This window comes from Parasphingorhabdus flavimaris (assembly GCF_013371215.1).
Classification (GTDB): Bacteria; Pseudomonadota; Alphaproteobacteria; order Sphingomonadales; family Sphingomonadaceae; genus Parasphingorhabdus; species Parasphingorhabdus flavimaris.
In genome coordinates this window covers 842,922-864,550 of record NZ_JABWMH010000002.1, presented here as the reverse complement: position 1 = coordinate 864,550, position 21,629 = coordinate 842,922, and the positions used below count along the sequence as shown (strand labels likewise).

Below are 21,629 nucleotides of genomic sequence, written 5' to 3'. Positions count from 1 at the left end.
CATCACTCTAATAAACGACTGCACTTAAAGGTGGGCTTGCTTGCTCAATGTCAGCTTTTCGCGCCCAGAACGGATATCACGATGAGCTTTCAGGAATGACTGGAATTGGGGCGATTGCCGACAGGCCGCTTTATTTTGCTGTTTTTTGATGGCATGTCGTAAACAGGGTGGATAGCAGTCATTCATTAAATCATATCTGTATGAAAGCTGTTGGGCCGTATGCTGACTGTCCGGTTCCAGTTGTCAAACGGCGGAAAGCTGCCATTCGGCTTCCGACCCATTTGCAGACTTTCGCTGTATTTTCTAAATGTTCGACTAGGCGAAGTCCGCCATCCAGACATAGTCGCCTTTTGCATTTGCGGCGATTGTTCGTGCAAATACGGCTTACCTCACCATCCTCACTATTGGGCGACCTCGCCCGGCGGTTTTCTGACTTCGCTCGGCGACGATCCGGTCCAACGGCGAAAGCTTCTGAAGAAGCTGTTGGGATCGCTGTAAGCCAGCAAGTAGGAGATTTCTTCGTTCGCGAGCGTGCTCTTGGTCAAGTATCGCAGTGCAAGGTCTTTGCGGGTCGTATCGAGGACCTTCTGGAACGTCGTCGCTTCGTCGTTAAGACGCCGCTGGAGCGTGCTGCGACTGACTCCCAGTTCTGCGCACACCGTGACCACGTCGGCGTGTCCCAAGGGGAGATGCGCAACGAGCGCGCTGACGACCTTCGAGGTCATGTCGCTTGTGCGGGCCTGGGCGGCGAGTTGGCGCTCCAGATCCTGTTCCATCGCCTGCCACAGCCCTTGAGCCTCGGACAGGAATGGCGCGGTTGCATCGGCACGCGAAAAGCTCAGCACCGCCTTTTCACCGTATTTTGGTATCACGCCGAGATGCCGGGCAAGTATACGGCGCACTCCTTCGGGAGCCTTGAGCGTGGCCGCTTCCGGGACCACGGTTCGCGCAGTCATCAGCCGCGCTTTTTCGACAACAAATGCAAGATAAAGCGCCGACATGGAGGCAGGCAGCTCCAGTTCAGGCGCGCTGCTCTCGTATTCTACAGTCAATGCCACTTCATCGCCGAAAACGTGCATTCGGGTTGGGCCGATCAGCCGCTTATACCGGGTGATCCGGCGGAGGCCCTGCTCAAGGTCTGGCGCACAATCCAGGGCCAGAAACACAGGAACGAGCGGACCGCGCGCAATGGCAATGCCCAGCTCAGTCGGCAAATCCTCGCGCCCGGCCAGACGGACCATCGCTTCCCACGCGGTCACATATTGCGCGGCCGTCACCCCAGCCGCGGCCTGCTTGGGATCGAGTTCGCCAAGACCGGCCTGCCGTAGCATCTCTGCGGGGTCGACCCCGAGCATAAGGCAGGCGTTCAGCCCTAGCGCGAGCGGATATGTTTCCTGCATAATCGTCCCTTCATCAACTCGCGAACCTGTCCGCTTTCAATCTCGTAAAGACATGACGAGCGCAAGTTCTACAAGTTGATTGAGGCAATCTGCAAGCGTTTGACCGCATCTGCATGTTTATTGCGCACCCGGCCAGGCGTAGTCTGATTTCAACGTAGCGATGCAGGAACAGGACTAATGAAATTTGCGACAACCAAGATTGGCGACATTACCATCCGCTACGCGGCCAGCCGAAGTGAAGGTAAGCCGCAACTTTTGCTGACCTCGCCGCAACCGATGAGCGTTCTGACCTACCGCAACTGGTGGGACCGGCTTACGCAGAGTTTTGACGTTGTGGCGGTGGACCTGCCCAACCATGGCGGCTCCGACCCCGCGCGACATGTGACGACCGTGAGCGAGCAAGCGGCGTTTCTGGGCCAGATCCTCGATCATTTCGAGCTATCACACCCGCATGCGGTTGCGCCCGATATGGGCACGCCGACCTTGATGCGGTTTATGGCGGATAACCCGGGCTGGATAAGGTCTGCGACGGTGGGCGATGCTGGCGTGGTTGGCAAGGTGGAGGGTTCGTTCTTGTTTCGCACGTTAGTCTATTCGCGCCTGGCGCAGTGGGCGACTCTCTCTGCCGGCGGCCCAATTGGCGGACGCATCTATTGCGCCGCCGCAAACAGCATCGGGTATCGTCTAAGCAAACCGTCGCGGGAGGCAAAAGCGGACTATCTTGCGGGTTCCACACGCTTTGCCAAATTGCGCGGGCAGGTTGGGTTTCTGGGCAGCTACCCTCAGGAAACGCCTGCGCTTGAGCGCGATGTCGCCACGATTGAGGCCCCGGTACAAGTCCTCCATGGTGAGTTCGATACGTTTGTGTCCGTCTCCAATTCGCAGCGGCTGGCCGATCTGCTGCCGAACAGCCGGTTTGCTCTCATCCCCGGTGCAGCGCATTATGCGTGGGAAGACAACCCGTCGGATTACCTCGAAAAGGTCTTGAATTTTATCGAAGAGGTTGAGGCAACCGCTAATTCTGCAAAGCAGGCTTGAAGGAAACAGAATGACCAGGATGTCGCGAACTTTTTACCTGCTCGCCGCCGCGCTTTCGCTGCTGGGCGCGGTCGGACACGAATTGCTTGGGGCTCCTGTGATGCTGGGACCGCTTGAGACCTCTGGCCTTCCCCCGAATGTTGTGTGGATGCACAACTTCATCTGGCATGTCGGGACAGTCGCTGTCCTGGCTATGATGGTCATGTTCATCCTCGCCGCGCGCCGCCCCGAGCATGTTGCGCACGCGATAATCGCATCCGCTATGAGCGCAGCCTTTGCGGTTCTCGGGATTGGCTTGGCCATGTTCGGAGATCCAGCACTCTGGACCACGCCAGCGCCTTACGCTTGGGTACCGATCGCCATTATTGGCGGGTTGGGTGTTTTGGTACGTTCGAAATCTGCTGGACCAGCAAAGGCTCGCTGAGCGGTCAAGAATTGCGCTCAGGGCCGGCTTCCGTTTGCCTAAATTCTGTTCGGCGTTTTCGCCTGCCCTACGTCAGCACCAATGGCACGAATTTGTAGCTGTAGTTCAGGCAGAATCTAGTTCTCGCCTCAGTGACGAATGAGCGAAGTGGAGGTAGCATCCAGCATTGTTCTGTGATCTTCCAGACGGCGCCAAAAGCTCCGCGACGCCAATGATAGGCTATGGCAACTATCCACCCCAGTTTCGGTCATTCGCCAACGGTTGATTGGTAGAGATCGTCTAAAAGCCGTCAGTCGGCTTTTGGCGCAACGATCAGCCAAACCCAAACGCCGTCATCGCGATACATCAACGTTCTTTCAAATAGTGGAACAGGGGACTGCAAAGGACGCTCTGTCCATCTCAGGCGCGTCCCACTTTTAGTGGGATTCCCTTACACATGTCTTACACACTTACACAAAACCTTACACAAATTTGGCTTGACCGAAAAAATATATCTTGTTATCAGAATGTTACGGTTGTCTCGTCCCACTCAAAATGCAGTTCCGCAAGGAGTGCCCGTTCGAGTCGGGCCAGGGGCACCATTCCAGATATTTGTCGGAAAACCGCCACTCTTGTGGAGGCACAGCGGTCAAAGATGGGCACCAATTTAGGATCAGTTGACCTCAGAGTGTTGTTTTCACTTCTTGGCTGTTATCGGACCGTCTACTCCAAGACAATTATCGATGACAAGCGGACATTGAGCCGTTGCACATCGCGATGACGGCTAACGCCCCAGTTCCAGACCTTTCTCAGCCAATCAAACATTACTAATTGCTGCCATTCGATGAAAGGCTCAGGGACCGATTAGCGATCAACAACATCGTCTTTCATCGGAGCCAACTTTGCTAGAAAGCGGTTTTGCAGCGTGAAGGCAATATTTTCCTGATCCATCACGTTCTGCAGAATTTCGACCAGCGCATTGAGGTCGGCCATTTGCGTTCCGAGATTCTTGTGGGCGCTGCGCATGTCGCGTCCGGTGTAGTTGCAACCTGCATTTAAAATGTAACAGAATTGTTCGAACAGAGTCCGGCGAAGGCGCACGATATCCTGACCTTTGAATATTTCCTCGATTCGCGGATCACTGGTGATTCCGACAACCAGATTGTCGGTTATTCGCTTTATACCGTCTTTGCCGCCGAAAGCCTTTGCCATCTTGTCGCCCTTGAATGGCCTTGCGCCAGCGTTGGCATTGTCCTGTTGATACGGATCAACAGGCAATTCACCCGTGACCGGATCGCCAACAGGACCCGCGTTTGCGGGAACATCTTGAACGGAAAGAGCAAGGGCAAGCGATAGAAGCATAGTTTGACCTTCGTTAAAAAGAAGCGCGCAGTGAAATAAGCCCGCCGCGCTGTTCTGCCGATGTCGCGATCGAACCGAGATCGACATAGGCAGCTGCTAAGGTCAGGTTCCGATTGATCGCATAGGCCGCGAAAAAATCATACCAATCATCTTCGCGCGCTATCGATAAATTGTCCGGTTTGGTGCGATACTCCCCACCGATCACCAATTTGCGGGACAGTTGATAGCCTAGGCTGCCCTCAAACTGCACACCATAATCATTGTTTTTGTCTCCGCCAAAGCCGAGCAACCCGCCTTGGTTAGCCTTGGTGTAACGGGCTGTGGCGCCGATCAAAATGCTGTGCGACAGGAATAATTTCGTGGCGCTCACATAGAAATCCGTGCCTTCGGATTCTGCCGCACCGACCGCGTCGGTTACCTGGCTGTCGAGATTGCGCTTATGCTGGATGCCCACGGCGATTTGCGGCATCAGCGGGTCGCCGTAAACAGCATCCCCGGCAACGCGCAATTTTGCCCCATAAATATCCTGGTTCAGTTTATAACCGTAGCCGAGGCCCAGTGCTTGCCCGATAGCCTTTGTATTCAACGCCTGTCGTGCATAGCTTAGTTCAACGCGATTAAAAAACCCGACTGCCAACCCTTCGGTGTCCAGACGGTAATCCTTGAATTCGGCGACCGTTGCATGAACCGACCCGCCGATGCCGTCGCGGGTCTCATTGCCTGCAATCAGGCTCCAGCTTGCTAGTCCGCCGCCGGTCGACCCTTCCACCGATGCAATGCCGTTGGTTAGGAGAAGCTTGCCGCCTTGCCGCAATTCTTCTGCGGCAGCCGATGGGGCGATGCTGGTGATCATGGCTGCCATTGTGACGGACAGAAGGTGAAATGTTCTTTTCATTATGATCTCGCGTTAATCAAACAGGTTTAAAAGTGAGTTAAGCTCGTTCGGAGCGGATAATGAAACGATGAAAAATATCTTCCTTTGCGAGCGATTCCTAAGGAATATTATAAATTTGGTAAGAAGACGCCGGTAAGCGTTCGAAAATGAAAATAGCCAGTGCACCGATTCTAGCCATCGCAATGTCCTTTGCCGTCCTCGCCGGCGGGCTGACGGTTTCCAGTCAAGCGGCCAGCAGCGGCACATTGGCGATCGCGATCAAGGATGATCAGGGGATGCCGGTGCGGGATGCGGTGGTTATGGTCTATCCGGCCACCGGCATCGCAGGCGGTAGTTACAAATTCGACGGCAATGGAGTGATGCAGCAGCGCAATATCCAGTTTGACCCTGGCACGCTGATCGTCGCCAAGGGCACGAATGTAAGTTTCCCGAACCGTGATCGCGTCCGCCATAATGTCTATAGCTTTTCCGAGGCCGGCAAATTTGAAATGAAATTATACGGCAAAGACGAATCGCGTTCGCAGAGATTCTCGATAGTCGGCACGGTCGCGCTGGGATGCAATATACACGACGAAATGAAGGGATATATCAAGGTCGTCGATACGCCCTATGCTGCCAAGACCAATCATAATGGCCTGCTGCAAATTGGCGGCCTGCCTGGCGGCTTCGCGCGGGTGAAAGTCTGGCATCCGAATAACCGGGTGCGCGGCGGAGAAACAGAATTCTCCTTACCCATCAGCGGCAGTGGTTTGACCAAAAAAACCGCGACGCTGAAACTGAGGAAATAGATCTGTGCAGAAAATCCGCCGTTTTTTGCGTTTTGACTCGCTATCGGTCCGCATCGCTGCGTTATATTCGGCGCTTTTTGCGCTAACATTTGGCGCCCTTGTGGCGGTCGCTATGGGCGGGATAGAGCGCTATGCCTCGGGCCAGATTTCCGATGAGATGACAGCTAATTCCAATGCTTTTAAGAAAATACTGGAGCTGGAATCAAAGCGAATGGCGACGGCGACGGATATTCTGGCTGCCGATTTCGGTTTCCGCGAGGCTGTTGCGTTGGGCGATGAACCGACATTGGCGAGTGCCTTGGTCAGCTTGCGCAATCGGCTGGACGTCCCCAATGCATTTATCATGACGCTGGATGGCGGGACCATCGGCCTAGAACAAAAAATACAGGACGCAGAGTCGGATAGTATCTGGAACGCTCTTGACGAAGGCGCGCGAAACGGATTGGTAAAAATCGGCGGCGAATATCATGGGATCGTTGCTGCCCCGATCGAAGCCCCGGACTTGTTTGGCTGGCTTGTCGTCGGCAAGCCGCTCAACAAGGCGGAAATGCAGGGATTGTCGGAACTCGCACCGATCAGCCTGACTGCAAAAGTCATCGATGAACCTATTCTACCAAGCCCGTTAGTTGCCAAGACCGGAGAGCAGATAGAGCTGCTCGAAAACGGCGAACGGATATTATATCGCGTTTCTACCTTGCCTTCACTGGGCACCAACCAAAAGCCCACTCTCCTTCTGCGGCACTCGCTGAGCGAGGCGTTGCTTGCCTATCGTCCTATTAGCTGGATACTTAGTATACTGGCGCTGGTTGGACTCGGAATCATCATATCTGCGGGCTGGGCTCTGGCCAAAGGAATTACCCGTCCTATAGCTCGACTGGAACAGGCTGCTCGCCAGATTAGCGCTGGCGAAAGAACTAAAGTCCGCGTCAATTCCAAAGACGAAATCGGTCGGTTGGCAGAGAGTTTCAACGATATGGTCGACGCTATTGTCGAGCGTGAGGGCGAGATTTCCCATATCGCCCTTCACGACGCTTTAACCGGCCTCCCAAATCGCAAATATTATCGGGATCAGCTGGATATCGCGCTCAAGCGGGCTGGGGAAGACGAGCTGGTTGCGGTTTTCTATCTTGATCTTGATAATTTCAAATCGGTCAACGATACGCTTGGTCACCCGGTTGGCGACGGTTTGTTGAAGCAAGTCTCTTCGCGCATGGAAGGTCTGCTGGATGGCCATCTTATTGCCCGCCTCGGTGGTGATGAGTTCGCGGTGCTGGTCGATGGCGTCGACAGTGTGGATGCAATTACGAAAATCGCCGAAAGTCTCGAAAAATCCTTTGCCGACAGATTCGAGTTTGATGGGCATATCATGCCGACAACGACAAGCATCGGGATAGCCGTTGCACCTCATGATGGCACTGAATCTGACATTTTGATGAAAAACGCTGATCTCGCGCTTTATCGAGCAAAGCATGAAGGCAAAGGCCAATATCACTATTTCGAACAACAAATGGATGAGCTTGCTCGGAAGCGCCGGGAAACCGAAATCGATCTTAAGCTGGCGATCGAGCACGGCCAGTTCGAGTTATACTATCAGCCGTTGTTCAATACCGAAGAACAGAAAATAAACGGCTTCGAGGCGTTGATCCGTTGGAATCATCCCACCCGCGGCCTTGTGTCTCCGCTCGACTTCATCCCGCTTGCCGAAGAAACCGGCCTGATCGTCCAGATTGGCGAGTGGGTGATTAAAGAAGCCTGCCATCAGGCAGCAACTTGGCCCGAACAAATCCGGGTGGCGATAAATATATCACCAGTCCAGTTTCGGACGAAAGGCCTCCAATCGGTTCTAATACAGGCGCTGACCCAGTCTGGGTTGTCACCACAGCGGCTTGAGCTCGAGATTACCGAATCGCTGTTGATTGATAATGTCGCGGAAACCCTGCAGGCGTTACACAGCTTGCGGGAAATGGGGGTCCGAGTTGCTCTCGACGATTTCGGCACCGGCTATTCGTCCCTCAGTTATTTGCGCAGCTTTCCGTTCGACAAGATCAAAATCGACCGCAGTTTCGTGGACGATATCATGTCTGATAAAGGCAGTGCGGCTATCATTCAGGCAATTACCGGCCTTGCCGCTGCTTTGGGGATGGAAACCATAGCGGAAGGCGTGGAACTGGAAGAGCAAGTCGAGATGCTTCTTAAAAACGGCTGCAACAACATCCAGGGCTTCTTGTTGAGTCGTCCGGTGCCAATGGCTGAAGTCGACGCGTTGATCACGGCCCTGTCGGGAAAGTGCCGCAACCGCAAGGTTGCATAACCGCTGCTATGCATCATTTCGTCCGAGTGAAATGAAAATCGGTATCTGTCCGGCTTGATCATATCTCTATCGATCCGGGTAGCTGGCGCGAATGGAACTAGATGGCGACTGTTGGCTTAAGTCATTTAAAAGCAGACAGTCTGCAAACCACCCAGTTGTTGCCATACGGGTCCGGGTAAATTGATTGCGCTGAATTGCGGCTTTCAGGAACGAGCGCAGGCCTTCAGAACGCTGACCTCTGGAAGCAACGCTGTCGTTCTAAGGGAAATTGACTGAAATTCTCCAATGATTCGAGTGCCCATCTTTGAAGTCTATGGGGCACCATTACATAAGTTATTGTAATATTAAGCGAAAAGATATTCGCTAAATCAACGCTACGTTTTGAACTGGACGCGCCGGTTCAGGCGTAAGTTCAGAATCCATACTGACAGCTGCTGTCAAACCAGCGCCATCGCTGTGCTATCGTGCTGGAATTGCCAGACCATGCAGAGCGTGTCAGCCGGAAATGCTAATCATCCCGCAGCCTGACCGAGCGTCCGTCCTCGATCTTCTCGCTGGGATGCAGAATGACTTCATCCCCGGCCTCAAGGCCTTTCGTTATTTGCGCACGCTCATCGTTCATCCGCCCGACCGCAACCGGAACCAGATGCGCTTCACCGCCGCGCATGACAAAGACCGACCATTGGCCCTTGTCTCGAAAAAGCCCGCTGATCGGTACTTGCAGCACTTTATCGCCCGACCATTCCACAACCCGTACAATCACGCGATAGCCGTGGCCCAGCCGTTCGCGGGCAATCCGTCGATCGACAAAGTCGATGATCACATTCACCCTTTGCTCCTCGACACCCAGCGCCGAGATTTTGGTGAAGCCGAAAGGCTCGATCAGTTTGACTTTGCCTTTCAGCGGTTTGTCACCGCCCCAATTGTCGATCAGCACCGCGCTACCCGGTTTGATTTTTACCGCATCGCTGGAAAGCAGGTCGCTCACAATCTCGATGTCGGAAGGATCGCCAAGCTCCATGATCGGAGTGCCAACAGCGACCGTTGCCTGGCTTTCCTGAACCACCCGCAGCACCGAACCGCTTTCCGGAGAGCGGACGGCCAGGGCGCTGCCGCTTGTTTTGGAGGAGGAAGGCGCAATCAGTCGCGCTCTCGCTGCGCGCAATTCAAACCGGGCGGCATTCATTGCACCTCGGGCTTCTGTTAGTCGCGCAGCACTGCTGTCGCGCGCAGCACGGGCCGCATCATGCGCGGTGCGGGTCGCAAAACCGCGCTCGTAAAGGGCATCGACCCTGCTGAAATTGGCTTCTGCGAGCTTGCGGTCGGCTTCGGCCTGACCGATTCTTGCCGCCGAGGACTGCACACTGGCCTCCAGCGCCTTGATCTGCGCGCGCACTTCGGCCTCATTGCGGCTGTTCAGGAAATCGGGCTGGGCCGGCATGATCCGGGCTACAACGGTCTGTCCGGCAACCACCGGATCACCGGCCTCCAGATCGACCCGCTGCAACTCCCCGCTAATCGGCGCGGCGACGACATAGATATCACGGACGCGGGTTTCGCCCTCGTCGTCGATGGTAACAAGCAACGGGGCTTCGACAGCCTCTGCGACATCGACATCCAGTGGCGGCGTGCGCAGCGCAAAAAAGACAGCAATGATGATCACCGCTGCAATCAGGCCGATCAGGACTCTGGGGCCGGGCCGGGACAGATGTTTCTTGGCCATCAAATCACTCCCTTGTTTTCAATACGCTGACGAGGTCGAGCCGGTCGAGCCGGCTGCGGACAAACAGGGCCGATACCGCTGCTGTCAACAGCACCACCAATATCGCCATTGCTACCGTTTCCGCGGTCAGGGCAAAAGGCAGGATGAAAAGATCCCCGCTCATCGACGCCGTCAGATATTTGGACAGATAATAGCCAAAGATCGCGCCCAGCGGCAGGCCGGTGATGACAATCAGGGCAAGTTCGCCCAGCAGAATATAGGAAACTTCCGGTCGCCGGTAGCCGAGCACCCGCAATGAAACCAGATCGCGTGCGCGCTCGGCCAGACTGATCCGCGCATTGTTATAGACCACGCCAAACACGATCAGAGCGGCAAAGCCGGTATTGAACAAAGTCACGATCCCCATGGTTTCACCCACGGTTTCCTCTATGCCATTAAGCGCCGCCGCCCGCTGGGAAAATCCGGCAATGATCGGCATGTCCTTGAGCCGCCGGTAAAGCGCGTCCGCCTTGTCCGGGTCAACGCTGAGATAGGCACCGGATGACAGCGGCGCTTCGCGCATGATCGGGCCGAGCCGTTCAAAATCGACATAGGCCGGATTGCCGACCGGGCTTTTCAATATGCCCGCAACCGGCATCGTCAGCTGCGGCCGGCGGCCATCGGTTATCTCGACATTGATTTCGTCACCGGGTCTAACGTCCAGCTGCTTTGACAATATGCTGGAGATCACCAATCCGCGCGGCGGCGGCTGGGTGAGCCCGCCGTCTATATCAACCAGCCGGTTGAGATCACCATCGGGCTTCATCCCGGTCAGGCTTTCGGTTCTCGACAGATGGCCTGCACTTAGCGTGGCGCCAACATAGCGCACCGGCTCGACGCGCATGACGCCGGGCAGCCGCTCCAGTTCGCGTAACACTCTTTCGTCGCGCGGTTCGGCAAAGGTCACATTGACGTCGGCGCGATCGGCCTGGTTGAACAACAGGTCGGTCATCAGCCCGACATTGTCCATCGATCCGGCCGATGTCACATAGAGACCCAGCGCCGCCGCGACACCGAAAGACCCCAGCATGGACCGGAGCGGACGCCGCACCAGACCGCGCAAGATAATCCTGGTCGGCTCGTCCAGTTTTCTGATTTTACCGATCAGCTTGGCAAATCCGCCGGAATAGTTGGGCGGCACCGGCGGGCGCATGGCCTCGGCAGCGGTCAGCTTGCCAATTTTCCGAACCGTTTGCGCCGCCCCCAACAAGACGACGGCCATGGCAACCAGACAGGAAATAAGGAAAATATCGAAACCGGCGCGATAGGTCAGGAACGGAAACACGAAAAATTCCTGATACATGCCAGCGAGCCCCCGGCCCATCCAGTTGCCGAGCATCATCCCCATGATCAGTCCGGGCAGCGATAGTATCACGGCCAGTTTTGCATAATGGGCCATGATCGTTCTATTGCGATAGCCAAAGGCGTTGAGCAGCCCGATAATCTCGCGCTCCGATTCAACCAGCCGCGACAGCACCATGTTGATCAGGAAGGCCGCCACGCCGAGGAATATCGGTGGCAGAATTGCCGTCATGCTGCTCAGCTGCGCCAGTTCATTCTCCAGGAAACGGTCTGAAATCTGGTCACTGCGGAGCGTGGCGCCACGCCCGCCATATCGTTCCAGCATCGTGTCGATCCGGTCGATTACATCTTGCCCGTTGGCGCCGCGTTCAAGCCGGATCAGCGCTTCGTTAAAGGCATTGGTGGAATTGAGCGCGGCCGCGAGATGTTTCTCGCCCATCCACAAAACGCCAAAGCGGCGATTGTCCGGAAATATCTGTCCCGGCCCGATCGCGTAGATATATTCAGGCGAGAGCACCGTTCCGACCACCCGCAAATTCTGTTTCTTGCCGTAAAGCAGCGCCTCGATCCTGTCGCCGAGGCCAATGCGCGCCGCATCGGCAAATTTCTCGCTCGCCAGCACTTCGGTCGGCTGGTTCGGGTCGGGCATTCTGCCGCTGCGCAACACCAGTGCATTGACGCGCGGCATACCGCCTGGCGGCAGCGTATGAATGCGTGTCGTGATCGGTTCGGATATGCCGGGGATATCCAGCGTCGCCCCCGACGTTATCCGGCCCTCGACGATGCTCACGCCATTGATCGAGCGGATTTCGTCGATCTGGCGTTCGGGAAACCGCTTTGCGGAAGCAAAAATGTCGGCGAACCGGTAGCGGTCATAATAGGCATCGCGCGTCGCTTCCAGCGAACGTATCATTCCGAATGACATGACCACCATGCCGATGCCCGCCGCGATCACGAGGGCAATGGCAAAGGCCTGCGACCGCAATCGCCAGATATCTCGCAATAATTTGCGATCCAACGCACCCAGCCAGGCGGGCAGGCTCACCATTTCAGTTCCGACGGCGCGATGCGTTGAGGGTTGTTGCGGTCTTCGACCAGCGCGCCGTCGGCAAAACGCAGCAGGCGATCTGCCATTTCCGCAATCACGACATTATGGGTGATCAGAAGGGTTGTTGTGCCCAGCTCGCGATTGATCTGGTCGAGGGCGTCGAGCACGATAACGCCAGTCTGGCTATCCAGCGCGCCCGTGGGTTCATCGCAGAACATGACCTTGGGGCGTTTGGCAACGGCTCGGGCGATCGCTACCCGCTGCTGTTCACCGCCCGACAGCTGCGAGGGAAAATGATCAAGCCGTTTTTCCAGTCCGACCAGCGCCAGCGCTTCTTCGGGTGTCATGGGGTCGTCCGCTATCTCGGTGATCAGCGCGACATTCTCGCGCGCGGTAAGCGATGCGACGAGATTATAGAATTGGAACACAAAGCTCACCGAGTTGCGGCGATATTCGGTCAGTTCGGACGGACCCAGAGCGGTCAGCTCCCGGCCTTCGAAAAATACCTGACCATCTGTGGCGTCATCCAGACCACCGACGATGTTGAGGAAGGTCGATTTTCCGGAACCGCTGGCGCCGAGCAACACCACCATCGAGGATCGGGGCAAATCGAGATCAATCCCGCGCAGAGCATGGACCGCGGTTGGCCCCTCTCCATAAACCTTGGTCAGGCCGCGAATGGAATAAAGGCTATCTTCCTGCCCGGAGAATGAGGTTTCCGGTTCCGCCATCAATCTCGGCGTATTGATGACATGTTTGTCACTGGCACGACTTTGTCCTTCCCGTTCGAACAACAGGGCATGCGATCGACCCTGCCAGATCGGTTCAAACTAGGCGGATGCCGGAATGGTCGCGATAGGTATTGTTACGGAAATATCTGTGCTCGTTCTCGAGCCAGCCATTTCCGAATATACTCCACGAGTGGCCGCTCCTTGGCAGCTGCCAGCGCCGATTGCGCGCTGAGAGGAGGAAAATGAGCGAGGTTCTGCTGCTGGCGAAAAGCAGCGAACGGACAATTGTGCGAATGTAGATAATTCGGCTATACTTTCAGCCCCTGAGATGTTGATGTCTTCCGGACATTATGTGGTCCGAACGCTATTTTTTGCCATGGTCTGCGGTTCTGCCCGGCCAACTCAAATAAAGACGCAAGAAAATTTACCCATTTTCGGCTAAAAACGACGTCAGCATTCTTGAGGCGATATCGCGCTGAATACAGAACCTGAAATTCACCGGATATGGTGACGTGATTCAATCCATTTGGAGGAAAGAAAACTTGCCAATTACAGCTCAGTCCCGGAGCCCGATCGTTGGATTTCAGGCAATCACATTGCCTGTCTTAATCGCTCTTGTCTACGGGGTGGTTGCGTGGGCAAGCGTGATGATAACGGTTGAATCCGGCCGGATTGCGGCCTTCTGGATCGCCAATGCTTTGCTGATCGGGTTTCTGATTCAGAAAAGCTGGAAAGAATGCGCGATTTTCGTGGCGGCAAGCGGGTTGGCGAATGTGGTCGCGAATCTTGCGGTTGGAGATGCTCCGGGCTTGGCGATCGTTCTGGCGTCAGCCAATCTCGCCGAAATCCTCTTGGTCTTATGGTCCATGTATCACTTTTGCGGCCCACGGCCGAATATGGGGGACCTGGGACATATAGCGATCCTGGTGGTTTCGGGACTCATGGCTCCGATGATTGCCGGGATAGTAGCGGCGCTGGCAATCAGCGGGTCGGATCAGGCGCTGGCGACCACCAACTGGATAAAGTGGATGTCCGCCCACGCATTGCCAATTCCGATTTTTGCCTCCGCTGTCTCGATCGCGCTGACCAATATAGGCAACGGCAAAACAGCAGAGGCGCGCAGAGTGATTGATTGGGCGATAATGGGGACTGCAACGATGTTTGTTGCAGCGCTGGTGTTTACCCAGCCGAAATTTCCGTTGTTATTTCTCGCTTGCCCCGTCGTCGTCTTCGCAGCGTTCCGCACCGGCTTGCTGGGAACAGCAATTTCTGTGACGGTTTTTGCCATCTTTGCTGTGCTTGCGACGCATTATGGTACCGGGCCAATTGCCTTGGTCGAGGGGAATTTGCATGAGCAGGCGTTTACACTGCAATTATTCCTGGGGGCGTGCTTCGCTGTCGGTCTGCCAGTCGCAGCGGTGCTGGCGAACAGGTCGGCAGTACGGAGTGAATTGTACGAGAACAGGGACTTCATGTCATCCATTCTGGACGGTGTCGGCGAGGTGATCTTCAAAACCGACGCAGAGGGCAGGTGGGTCTTTCTGAATTCGTCTTGGCTGGATTTGACCGGCTATTCCGTGGAAGAAAGCCTCGGTTGGCGTTCTACACGATTGCTCCACCCGGATGATATTCGCGATGCAACCGAATCCTATCCGAAAATCGTGACTGGCGAAGTTGAGGAGCTGAAACTGCAACAGCGGTTCATCCGTGCGGACGGTAGTTTTCGCGATATTGCCGTTTTGGTCCAGAGATTAATCGACAAAGACGGAAAATTCGCTGGCACGGTCGGCAACCTGCGGGACATCACCGACGAGCTGGCGAGCAAACACGCACTGGCAAAGAGCGAAGCCAGATTCCGAACTTTGGCTGAAGCCGCACCGGTCGGGATATTCCAAGCGGATAGTGAAGGGCGTCTCACCTATGTAAACGCGGCATGGGCAAGCCGATTCGGTGTCGAACCGGAAGAGCTGTTGGGTGACGGCTGGAAATCTGTTCTCAGAACCGGGCAGGAATATGAGGAAGATCCTGCATTTACAGGTTTCAACAAGCCGGGCGACGTCAGGCGCAGGGTCGCTTTGTTCGTCGACGCTGACGGGAATGATCTGTGGGGCGAGACCGTCAACGCGGCAGAGTTTGATCGCGACGGCAAAATCAGCGGGTTCGTCGGGGTCTTCAATGATGTGACGGAACAACGGGAGAGCCTGTTAAGATTGCAGGAAAGCGAGCGCCGTTTTCAATCTCTCACGGATCTGGCTCCGGCGGGAATTTTCCGAACGAGTGTCAGTGGGATGTGTACCTATGTAAACACCGCCTGGAAGCAGATTACAGGGCTGGACGATGGTGCTTGGGAAGGATTTGGATGGTCTGCCGCCATCCATCCGGACGATCTCGAACGTGTCCGGGACTTGTGGAATAATGGTGTAGAAAAAGAAGCCAATTTAAATTTCGAGTTCCGCTGGTTGCGCGAGGACGGCACGGTCGTCTGGACCGAACTATTTTCTGCTCCGGAAAGGGACGAGGCCGGCCGCGTGAACGGCTTCATTGGCGTGATCATGGACATTTCCGAGCGCAAGAATGTTCTGACGGCCCTGGCCCAGCGCGAAGAACAGCTCTCTATTCTTGCCGAAAATGCCACCGATCCAGTGCTGAAATTGACGCTCGAGGGCATCTGCACTTATGCGTCGCCATCGGCAGAACATATGTTCGAAATTCCACCAAGCGGCATGGAAGGCTTGTCCATGCTCGAGCGGTTTCATCCCGATGACGAAGAATCGGTCTTGGCCGCGTTTAAGGCGCTAGCCTCGGGCGAACAGGACAACGCGGTCCTGTCCTATCGCACAGAAGCTGTTCTGGAACCGGGAAAATATATCTGGATGGAGGCGAACTGCGGCCTGTTACGGGATCCGGCAACCGGCAAGCCGAAAGAAATCATCGCCGCATTGCGCGATGTCAATGCGACGAAGAATCTGGAAGAGGAGTTGCGGCAGGCCAAAAACGAGGCAGAGAAAGCCGCTGCGGCAAAATCCGCTTTCCTCGCAAATATGAGCCATGAAATTCGTACACCGATGAATGGCGTAATCGGCTTTACCGAAATTGCTCTGGCGGGCGATCTGGATGATCAACAGCGGCAGAATATCGAAATGATAGCCGAGTCCGGCCGGGCGATGATGCGATTGCTGAACGATATTCTCGACATGGCCAAAATCGAAGCAGGCCAAATGACCATTGCGAACGAAGCTCTGGATTTGCGCCATACGCTTACCAACTGCATCCGGCTGATGGACCCCGTCGCCCGTGCCAAGAATATCGAGTTGACCCTTTATATTGATCCGTCGCTGCCCGCATTGATCGAAAGCGACGCGATGCGGATCCGCCAGATTATCTTGAACCTCATTGGCAACGCCCTGAAATTCACTGACCGGGGCAGCGTGGAAGTAAGGGTAGCGCTGGATGATGCCGATCATCCACAAGTGCGATTAAGTGTCAGCGATAGCGGAATAGGAATTCCGGCAGACCGGCTGGATTATATTTTCGAACAGTTCACGCAAGCGGACAGCAGCACGGCTCGTCGCTATGGCGGAACCGGCCTCGGTCTTGCTATCAGCTCACAACTGGCGGAGATGATGGGCGGTCGACTTTTCGCATCCAGTACCGAGGGCAAAGGTTCAACCTTCACCTTCGAATTGCCTTTGGTGACAGGCAAGGCTCCGACATCCCCCGTTCAGCAGATTGCGCTTGAGGCTGGTGAGGCGTCGTCGATAACACACCGAATTCTTGCGGCCGAGGATAATGACATCAATCAAGCCCTGATCCGAAAGATGGGTGAACAGCTGGGGCACAGGATTGACATCGCTCCCGATGGTATCGCGGCAGTGGCGATGGTTCAGGCCGCGGCTCTCTCAGGCAACCCTTATAGTCTCGTGCTGATGGATATGCAGATGCCGGGAATGGACGGAATCGAAGCAGCCCGGCAACTCAGATCGAAAGGCTTCGACGAAGCAACGCTTCCGATCATATCCCTGACCGCCAATGCCTATCAGGAAGACATCGACTCGGCTCTTTCGGCCGGGATGCAGCAGCATCTCGCAAAACCTGTACGACGGCGCGAACTGGCGGATGCGATTGCAAAATGGGGCAATGTTGCAGCGATTGCAGCAGCGCAGCATGATCGCTCAGCTTTGGTAGAAACCAAAGAGGATATGATCGATGCCGATCTGGCCAATAGATTTGAAGCCAGAAAGGTCGACGCTGTCGACGCGATCACCCTCGTGCTGCGTGAGGGGCAATTGGACAACGAGGCGGTGACGGGTATTGCTGATATGCTTCACAAAATTGCCGGAACGGCGGGCTATTTCGGTGAAGCAGAACTGGGCGACAAATGCGCAAATATCGAATTGGACCTGAGACAGGAAGACTGCCCGAACGCCAGAAGCCTGCTTGCCGACGCGCTGGACAGCCTCTCAGGATGAAACGAAGTCTGCGCGAATTCAGGCCGCTCCGAAGCCGACCCTTGGCACGGGAGACCAAGCGGTTTCCTTCTTGAAGTGACGCTTTATGCCAATGAACCGAAACACAAGATTTGCCTGACGGTAGCCGAAATTTTCGATAAATGCGGCAGCACCGATCCGTGCCAGGTCAGCTGCGCTCGGAGTGCGGCGAAGCTGTATTTCTTCCAGAATCAGGGTGCCTAGGCTAAGTCCGGTTCCGAACAAAACCGTCATGCAAAAATAGGCGACTGCTGCAATCGGGTCCAGCAGACCCAGCAAGATTGCCAGAGGAACCACCAGATAGCCGATCAGCTCTGCAGGCGGGCCAAGAATGTCCTCGATAACAACTTGCGGCATCGCAAAAAGCCCGATGCGTCCGTAACGCGGGTTGCCGACCATGCGCCAATGCTTGATCAGCGTTTCAAGTGCGCCCTGCTGCCATCTTGCCCGCTGGTTCTTGAGCCCGCCCCATTCAGCCGGGGCTTCTGTCCAGCAAACGATTTCCGGAACAAAGTCTATTCTATAGTCTTCCTTCTTCTCCCTCATATGGCGGTGCATGCGCACGACCAGTTCGAGATCTTCGCCAACCGTATCGTGGCGATATCCCCCCATTTCGACGAGTGTCGAGCGGCGGAAAACTCCGAAGGCTCCGGAGATCAGGAGCAAGGTGTTGAAATGCGCATTGGCCACGCGGGCGGTGAGGAAGGCACGAAGATATTCGACGACCTGAAACCGGGGAAGCCAGTTTTTGGACAGTCCGATCTTGCGCAGCGATCCGCCCCGTATCTCGCACCCGTTTGCTATCCGTATGGCACCACCGACCGCCACCATCTTGCCGTCGTCGAGCATGAACGGCTCTGCCGCGCGCAGCAATCCGTCGGGTTCGATAATCGAATCTGCATCAATCACGCAAACCAGCGGAGTGCGGGCGAAACCTATTCCAGCATTTGCGGCGTCGGCTTTCCGCCCGTTTTCCTTGTCGATCACCCAAAGATTGGGGTGGGTTTTCGATTTATAGGCGCCGAACAATTCCGTTGTTTGCAGTGCCGCGATCTGCTGCCGATTGGTTTTCACCATGTCGAAGTTGGTTATGAGAGTCGCCAGCGTTTTGTCTGACGAGCCATCGTTGACGACGATAACCTCATGTTCCGGATATTCGAGCGCGAGCAGCGCCTTGACGCTTTCGACGATGGACAGTTCTTCGTTGAAGGCCGGCGCGATGACGGAAATGGGTAGGGCGAGGTCGGCATATCGATGCCACAAATCGAGTGACGCCGAGGAAGGCTTGACGCGTGTTGCAAATACATAAGCGGCCAATAGCAGCTGGGTCAGGCTGACAGCATTGCGATACGCCACGATGATCATGCAACCAAATGCCAGATATAGGACAATTTGAGACAGGATATTCAGGCTTTCAGCGAGACTCATTTGCTCAACTCTTCCTTGTTGGTTTCGCCGTTGTTTGCAAGAAGGGCAATGGCTTCCTCCGCTCGCAATCGGACCCATAGGACGTCATCGGAAAGAAGCTTCTGCAAACGGGGAACTGCGGAACGCAATCTCAGTACTGCACAGCTATTTGCTGCCTGGAGCCGGACAATTTCGCTTTCATCCTCCAGCATATCCAGCACCCAGGGAACCGAGGGATGACCGAGTTGCGACGCCGCTCTCAAAGCGGCAGCGCGAACTTCGACATCTTTGGATTGCGCTGCTTTTTCCAGCGTCGGCAAAACCGACATGTCGCCCGACCAGCCCAGGGCATCGACAAGCATGGCGCGGCGTTTGTCCGGGATATCTTCTTCCAGCAGAACGTTGAAATGTCCGACATATCGGGAGGCAAGCGACCGCAACAGCGCAATGTCGAGACGAGAAGTATCTCGATCGAACATACCGAGCATTGTGATAGTTTCACGAGGCGGTGGCAGCACGCCTGCAGACGCCAGCGCAAAGGCGGCGTTAAGACGTACGTCCGGATTGCGATCAGACTTCATCATTCGACGCAAGCGAGCGACGCAGACGGCACTGCCAAATTGCTGCAGGATACGGATCGCATCTATCCGCTTTGACGCTCGAAGATTCCGTGACAAGCGCAGAGCTTCGTCGAGCAGCCCGTCCAGTTCCGCAAGCTCTTTGAGCCGGTCGCGTTCTCCGCCGCGCAAAAGCAGGAGCAGATGACTGACGACGTCCAGCCGAAGAGATTTTGTCCAGGTTCGGCTCGTCTCGGATTTCTGCCCGGCGATCCGCTGAATATAGCTTCGCGAAACGTCGGTGTGCAGCGCGCGGCGCTGCCGGCTTTTCCGTTCTCCCCACCAGCGATAGAGCACCAGCGTTGCAAATATGGCGAGCATTGCGCTGGCCACGAAAATGGACATCTGGATCGCTCCGTCATACATGTTCATGAGCCACCAAACCTCCAGGCAATGCCGACATTAACGGCGCGACGGTGATAACTGTTTTCTCTTCGATCATCTTCTCCGGTCAGCCGCAAAGTCCATCCTTGCCCAAGCGGAACAACCATGCCCCCGGCAAAGGACCGCAACTGGCGTGTTCCGTCGGCTTCGGCATCTGGATATTCGGCTGCCAAGACGAAGAAGCCGACTTTGCCTTCGGGGCGGTAATCGCCTCGCAATACACCACCAAAGCGGTAGTTTTCGCCGCCGCCGAACAAGTTGATCGTTCGTGCGGTCAAGAAAAAATCGGGGGCGGGTCTATATTCAAGCCCGGCTCCGACGGCGACCACCATATTCGTGGAATAGTCTGCCAGTTTGCCGTCGGCGACGATCGAAAGGGATCTCGATACGTTATATTTTCCAGCGGCCCTTACGCTCCACTTCTCCCGAAAATCTGCGTTCGGGGTGGCTGCTACTCCAATCGAGACGAACCCATTGTCCAGCCGATGCGCATATTCCGCTACCAACCGGACGTCGGACTGTTCGCGTTGCTCCATATCTATCGTGGTTGTCAGGCTTCCGCTATCTGACAAACGAAAGGACGCAGATACGACCTGTGTCGTCCACGTCTGGTCGTTCCGCAGGGGAAAAGAGACGTCTGCCACGCCCACGTTGACAGCTGCGCCGATGAGGCGCGCGGCCCGATCATCCTGGACGCGTTCGAGAGCGGTTCGAAATTCCGCCAGCCCGGGGTAGTCCGGATAATGTCGCGCGACATCATCTGCTTGTAGTCGCGATTGTTTCAAACGCCCTTGCCAAAGTAAAATATTGGCATTTGCCATTTTCACATCATTGTCATCTGGAAAAAGCGCCAATGCACGATCGATGGTTCGCTTTGCCGATGCCAGGTCGCCTTCCGCAGCATACACAGATGCCAATCTTTGCAAACGTTCGCTGTCGGGCGGACTATTTGCGACCTCTTTTTCCAATTGTTCGGACCGAGGCGGCTGTGATTGTGCGCTTATATTCTCGACGTCTGCAGCAACCTGCGTCTTCGCCTGGACCGGCTGAAGGCCGAACAGCATGGCTGTGATCGAAACCCCGACAAATTTTGCAAGGACTCTATCCGTCATTTTTGTATCTTAGCAGGAGCTTGTCGATGCGGGCTATCAGTTCCTGAGGGATGAAGGGCTTGGTCAGATAGTCATCCACACCCGCTTTCAACGCCTGGACAATATCCGCCTCGCCACTCCGGGACGTGAGCATGATGACCGGAATATCCCTGGTCTCCGGCTGAGACTTGAGCTTTGACAGGACTTCCGAGCCCGAAATGATCGGCATCATCATATCGAGGATAATGATATCAGGTCGCTGACTGGAGACGGCGTCAAGCGCCGCTTCGCCATCGGCCGCCACTTCGATGTGGTGACCGTGTCCGTCCAGTCGCAATCGAATCATATCGACGAGAATATCGTCGTCGTCTGCAATAAGGATGTATGCCATTTTCGGGTTCCGGTATGATTTTTCGCCTCTTTAACACAAGTCGGATTAAGAAAGGCTGACGATCTCAATATAGTTAATTCGGCCCGGTGGCGATCCCGTTTCACGTAAAATCCGGTCTTATCCCGGCAGGCACACACAGAAACCGGACGGTGCTGATGGCCGTCACGGTAGGAGCAGATCGGCAAAAATAGTCGAATGATTCGAGCATCCAT

General features: G+C 55.4%; 15 protein-coding genes and 1 pseudogene. 6 read left to right on the top strand and 10 right to left on the bottom strand.

Features of this window, described 5'->3' with window-relative positions:
• Positions 1–401 precede the first annotated feature (401 nt).
• Positions 402–1,400, bottom strand: coding sequence for an AraC family transcriptional regulator (locus HUO14_RS08790; RefSeq protein WP_176279459.1), 999 nt, complete (start codon positions 1,398–1,400; stop codon positions 402–404).
• A gap of 177 nt (positions 1,401–1,577) precedes the next feature.
• Between HUO14_RS08790 and HUO14_RS08785 the strand changes: the two genes are divergently transcribed.
• Together HUO14_RS08785 and HUO14_RS08780 are read left to right on the top strand one after the other, a co-directional pair.
• Complete coding sequence (locus HUO14_RS08785) at positions 1,578–2,438, top strand: alpha/beta fold hydrolase (protein ID WP_176279458.1); 861 nt, start codon at positions 1,578–1,580, stop codon at positions 2,436–2,438.
• A gap of 10 nt (positions 2,439–2,448) precedes the next feature.
• Positions 2,449–2,862, top strand: coding sequence for a hypothetical protein (locus HUO14_RS08780; RefSeq protein ID WP_176279457.1), 414 nt, complete (start codon positions 2,449–2,451; stop codon positions 2,860–2,862).
• Between the two features lie 843 nt (positions 2,863–3,705).
• On the opposite strand, the gene HUO14_RS08775 is transcribed toward HUO14_RS08780, so the two are convergent.
• Both HUO14_RS08775 and HUO14_RS08770 read right to left on the bottom strand, forming a co-directional pair.
• A complete protein-coding gene (locus HUO14_RS08775) occupies positions 3,706–4,290 on the bottom strand; it encodes a group I truncated hemoglobin (RefSeq protein ID WP_335646193.1) in 585 nt (194 codons plus the stop codon).
• Complete coding sequence (locus tag HUO14_RS08770; RefSeq protein WP_246255369.1) at positions 4,217–5,098, bottom strand: DUF3034 family protein; 882 nt, start codon at positions 5,096–5,098, stop codon at positions 4,217–4,219. The genes HUO14_RS08775 and HUO14_RS08770 overlap by 74 nt, the downstream gene beginning before the upstream one ends.
• A 146-nt stretch (positions 5,099–5,244) precedes the next feature.
• Between HUO14_RS08770 and HUO14_RS08765 the strand changes: the two genes are divergently transcribed.
• From HUO14_RS08765 to HUO14_RS08760, 3 genes and pseudogenes are all read left to right on the top strand, one after another.
• The gene (locus tag HUO14_RS08765) at positions 5,245–5,886 is read left to right on the top strand and encodes a cupredoxin domain-containing protein (RefSeq protein ID WP_246255367.1); all 642 of its coding nucleotides are present in this window, start codon (positions 5,245–5,247) and stop codon (positions 5,884–5,886) included.
• Positions 5,887–5,998: 112 nt separating this feature from the next.
• A pseudogene (locus tag HUO14_RS16535) lies at positions 5,999–6,406 on the top strand (GGDEF domain-containing protein); the annotation flags it as partial.
• A gap of 27 nt (positions 6,407–6,433) precedes the next feature.
• Positions 6,434–8,197: a putative bifunctional diguanylate cyclase/phosphodiesterase gene (locus HUO14_RS08760; protein ID WP_425500483.1), complete on the top strand. Its 1,764-nt coding sequence runs from the start codon at positions 6,434–6,436 to the stop codon at positions 8,195–8,197.
• Between the two features lie 508 nt (positions 8,198–8,705).
• Here HUO14_RS08760 and HUO14_RS08755 read toward each other — a convergent pair.
• Genes HUO14_RS08755 through HUO14_RS08745 form a run of 3 tightly spaced genes read right to left on the bottom strand, consistent with a single transcriptional unit; the run spans position 8,706 to position 13,040 of the window.
• Complete coding sequence (locus HUO14_RS08755; protein WP_176279455.1) at positions 8,706–9,920, bottom strand: efflux RND transporter periplasmic adaptor subunit; 1,215 nt, start codon at positions 9,918–9,920, stop codon at positions 8,706–8,708.
• A 4-nt stretch (positions 9,921–9,924) separates the two neighbouring features.
• Entirely contained in the window at positions 9,925–12,309 is a 2,385-nt protein-coding gene (locus HUO14_RS08750; RefSeq protein WP_176279454.1) for an ABC transporter permease, read from the bottom strand.
• Positions 12,303–13,040, bottom strand: a complete 738-nt coding sequence (locus HUO14_RS08745; protein ID WP_176279453.1) for an ABC transporter ATP-binding protein — start codon at positions 13,038–13,040, stop codon at positions 12,303–12,305. The genes HUO14_RS08750 and HUO14_RS08745 overlap by 7 nt, the downstream gene beginning before the upstream one ends.
• Positions 13,041–13,552: 512 nt before the next feature.
• Between HUO14_RS08745 and HUO14_RS08740 the strand changes: the two genes are divergently transcribed.
• Entirely contained in the window at positions 13,553–17,509 is a 3,957-nt protein-coding gene (locus tag HUO14_RS08740; RefSeq protein ID WP_343046074.1) for a PAS domain S-box protein, read from the top strand.
• Between the two features lie 18 nt (positions 17,510–17,527).
• Here HUO14_RS08740 and HUO14_RS08735 read toward each other — a convergent pair whose 3' ends face one another.
• The 4 genes from HUO14_RS08735 to HUO14_RS08720 form a co-directional block, all read right to left on the bottom strand.
• On the bottom strand, positions 17,528–18,955 hold the full coding sequence (locus HUO14_RS08735; protein WP_176279451.1) for a glycosyltransferase family 2 protein: 1,428 nt from the start codon (positions 18,953–18,955) through the stop codon (positions 17,528–17,530).
• On the bottom strand, positions 18,952–19,923 hold the full coding sequence (locus HUO14_RS08730) for a HEAT repeat domain-containing protein (RefSeq protein ID WP_176279450.1): 972 nt from the start codon (positions 19,921–19,923) through the stop codon (positions 18,952–18,954). The genes HUO14_RS08735 and HUO14_RS08730 overlap by 4 nt, the downstream gene beginning before the upstream one ends.
• Complete coding sequence (locus tag HUO14_RS08725) at positions 19,920–20,903, bottom strand: YaiO family outer membrane beta-barrel protein (protein WP_176279449.1); 984 nt, start codon at positions 20,901–20,903, stop codon at positions 19,920–19,922. The genes HUO14_RS08730 and HUO14_RS08725 overlap by 4 nt, the downstream gene beginning before the upstream one ends.
• Before the next feature lie 133 nt (positions 20,904–21,036).
• Positions 21,037–21,417, bottom strand: coding sequence for a response regulator (locus HUO14_RS08720; protein ID WP_176279448.1), 381 nt, complete (start codon positions 21,415–21,417; stop codon positions 21,037–21,039).
• Between the last annotated feature and the right edge of the window lie 212 nt (positions 21,418–21,629).

Coding starts and splice junctions, on each gene's coding strand:
- HUO14_RS08765 (WP_246255367.1), top strand. CDS start 5,245: ATGAAAATAGCCAGTGCACCGATTCTAGCCATCGCAATGTCCTTTGCC.
- HUO14_RS08720 (WP_176279448.1), bottom strand. CDS start 21,417: ATGGCATACATCCTTATTGCAGACGACGACGATATTCTCGTCGATATG.
- HUO14_RS08775 (WP_335646193.1), bottom strand. CDS start 4,290: ATGTCGATCTCGGTTCGATCGCGACATCGGCAGAACAGCGCGGCGGGC.
- HUO14_RS08745 (WP_176279453.1), bottom strand. CDS start 13,040: ATGGCGGAACCGGAAACCTCATTCTCCGGGCAGGAAGATAGCCTTTAT.
- HUO14_RS08755 (WP_176279455.1), bottom strand. CDS start 9,920: ATGGCCAAGAAACATCTGTCCCGGCCCGGCCCCAGAGTCCTGATCGGC.
- HUO14_RS08785 (WP_176279458.1), top strand. CDS start 1,578: ATGAAATTTGCGACAACCAAGATTGGCGACATTACCATCCGCTACGCG.
- HUO14_RS08790 (WP_176279459.1), bottom strand. CDS start 1,400: ATGCAGGAAACATATCCGCTCGCGCTAGGGCTGAACGCCTGCCTTATG.
- HUO14_RS08730 (WP_176279450.1), bottom strand. CDS start 19,923: ATGAACATGTATGACGGAGCGATCCAGATGTCCATTTTCGTGGCCAGC.
- HUO14_RS08735 (WP_176279451.1), bottom strand. CDS start 18,955: ATGAGTCTCGCTGAAAGCCTGAATATCCTGTCTCAAATTGTCCTATAT.
- HUO14_RS08770 (WP_246255369.1), bottom strand. CDS start 5,098: ATGAAAAGAACATTTCACCTTCTGTCCGTCACAATGGCAGCCATGATC.
- HUO14_RS08760 (WP_425500483.1), top strand. CDS start 6,434: ATGCAGGGATTGTCGGAACTCGCACCGATCAGCCTGACTGCAAAAGTC.
- HUO14_RS08750 (WP_176279454.1), bottom strand. CDS start 12,309: ATGGTGAGCCTGCCCGCCTGGCTGGGTGCGTTGGATCGCAAATTATTG.
- HUO14_RS08780 (WP_176279457.1), top strand. CDS start 2,449: ATGACCAGGATGTCGCGAACTTTTTACCTGCTCGCCGCCGCGCTTTCG.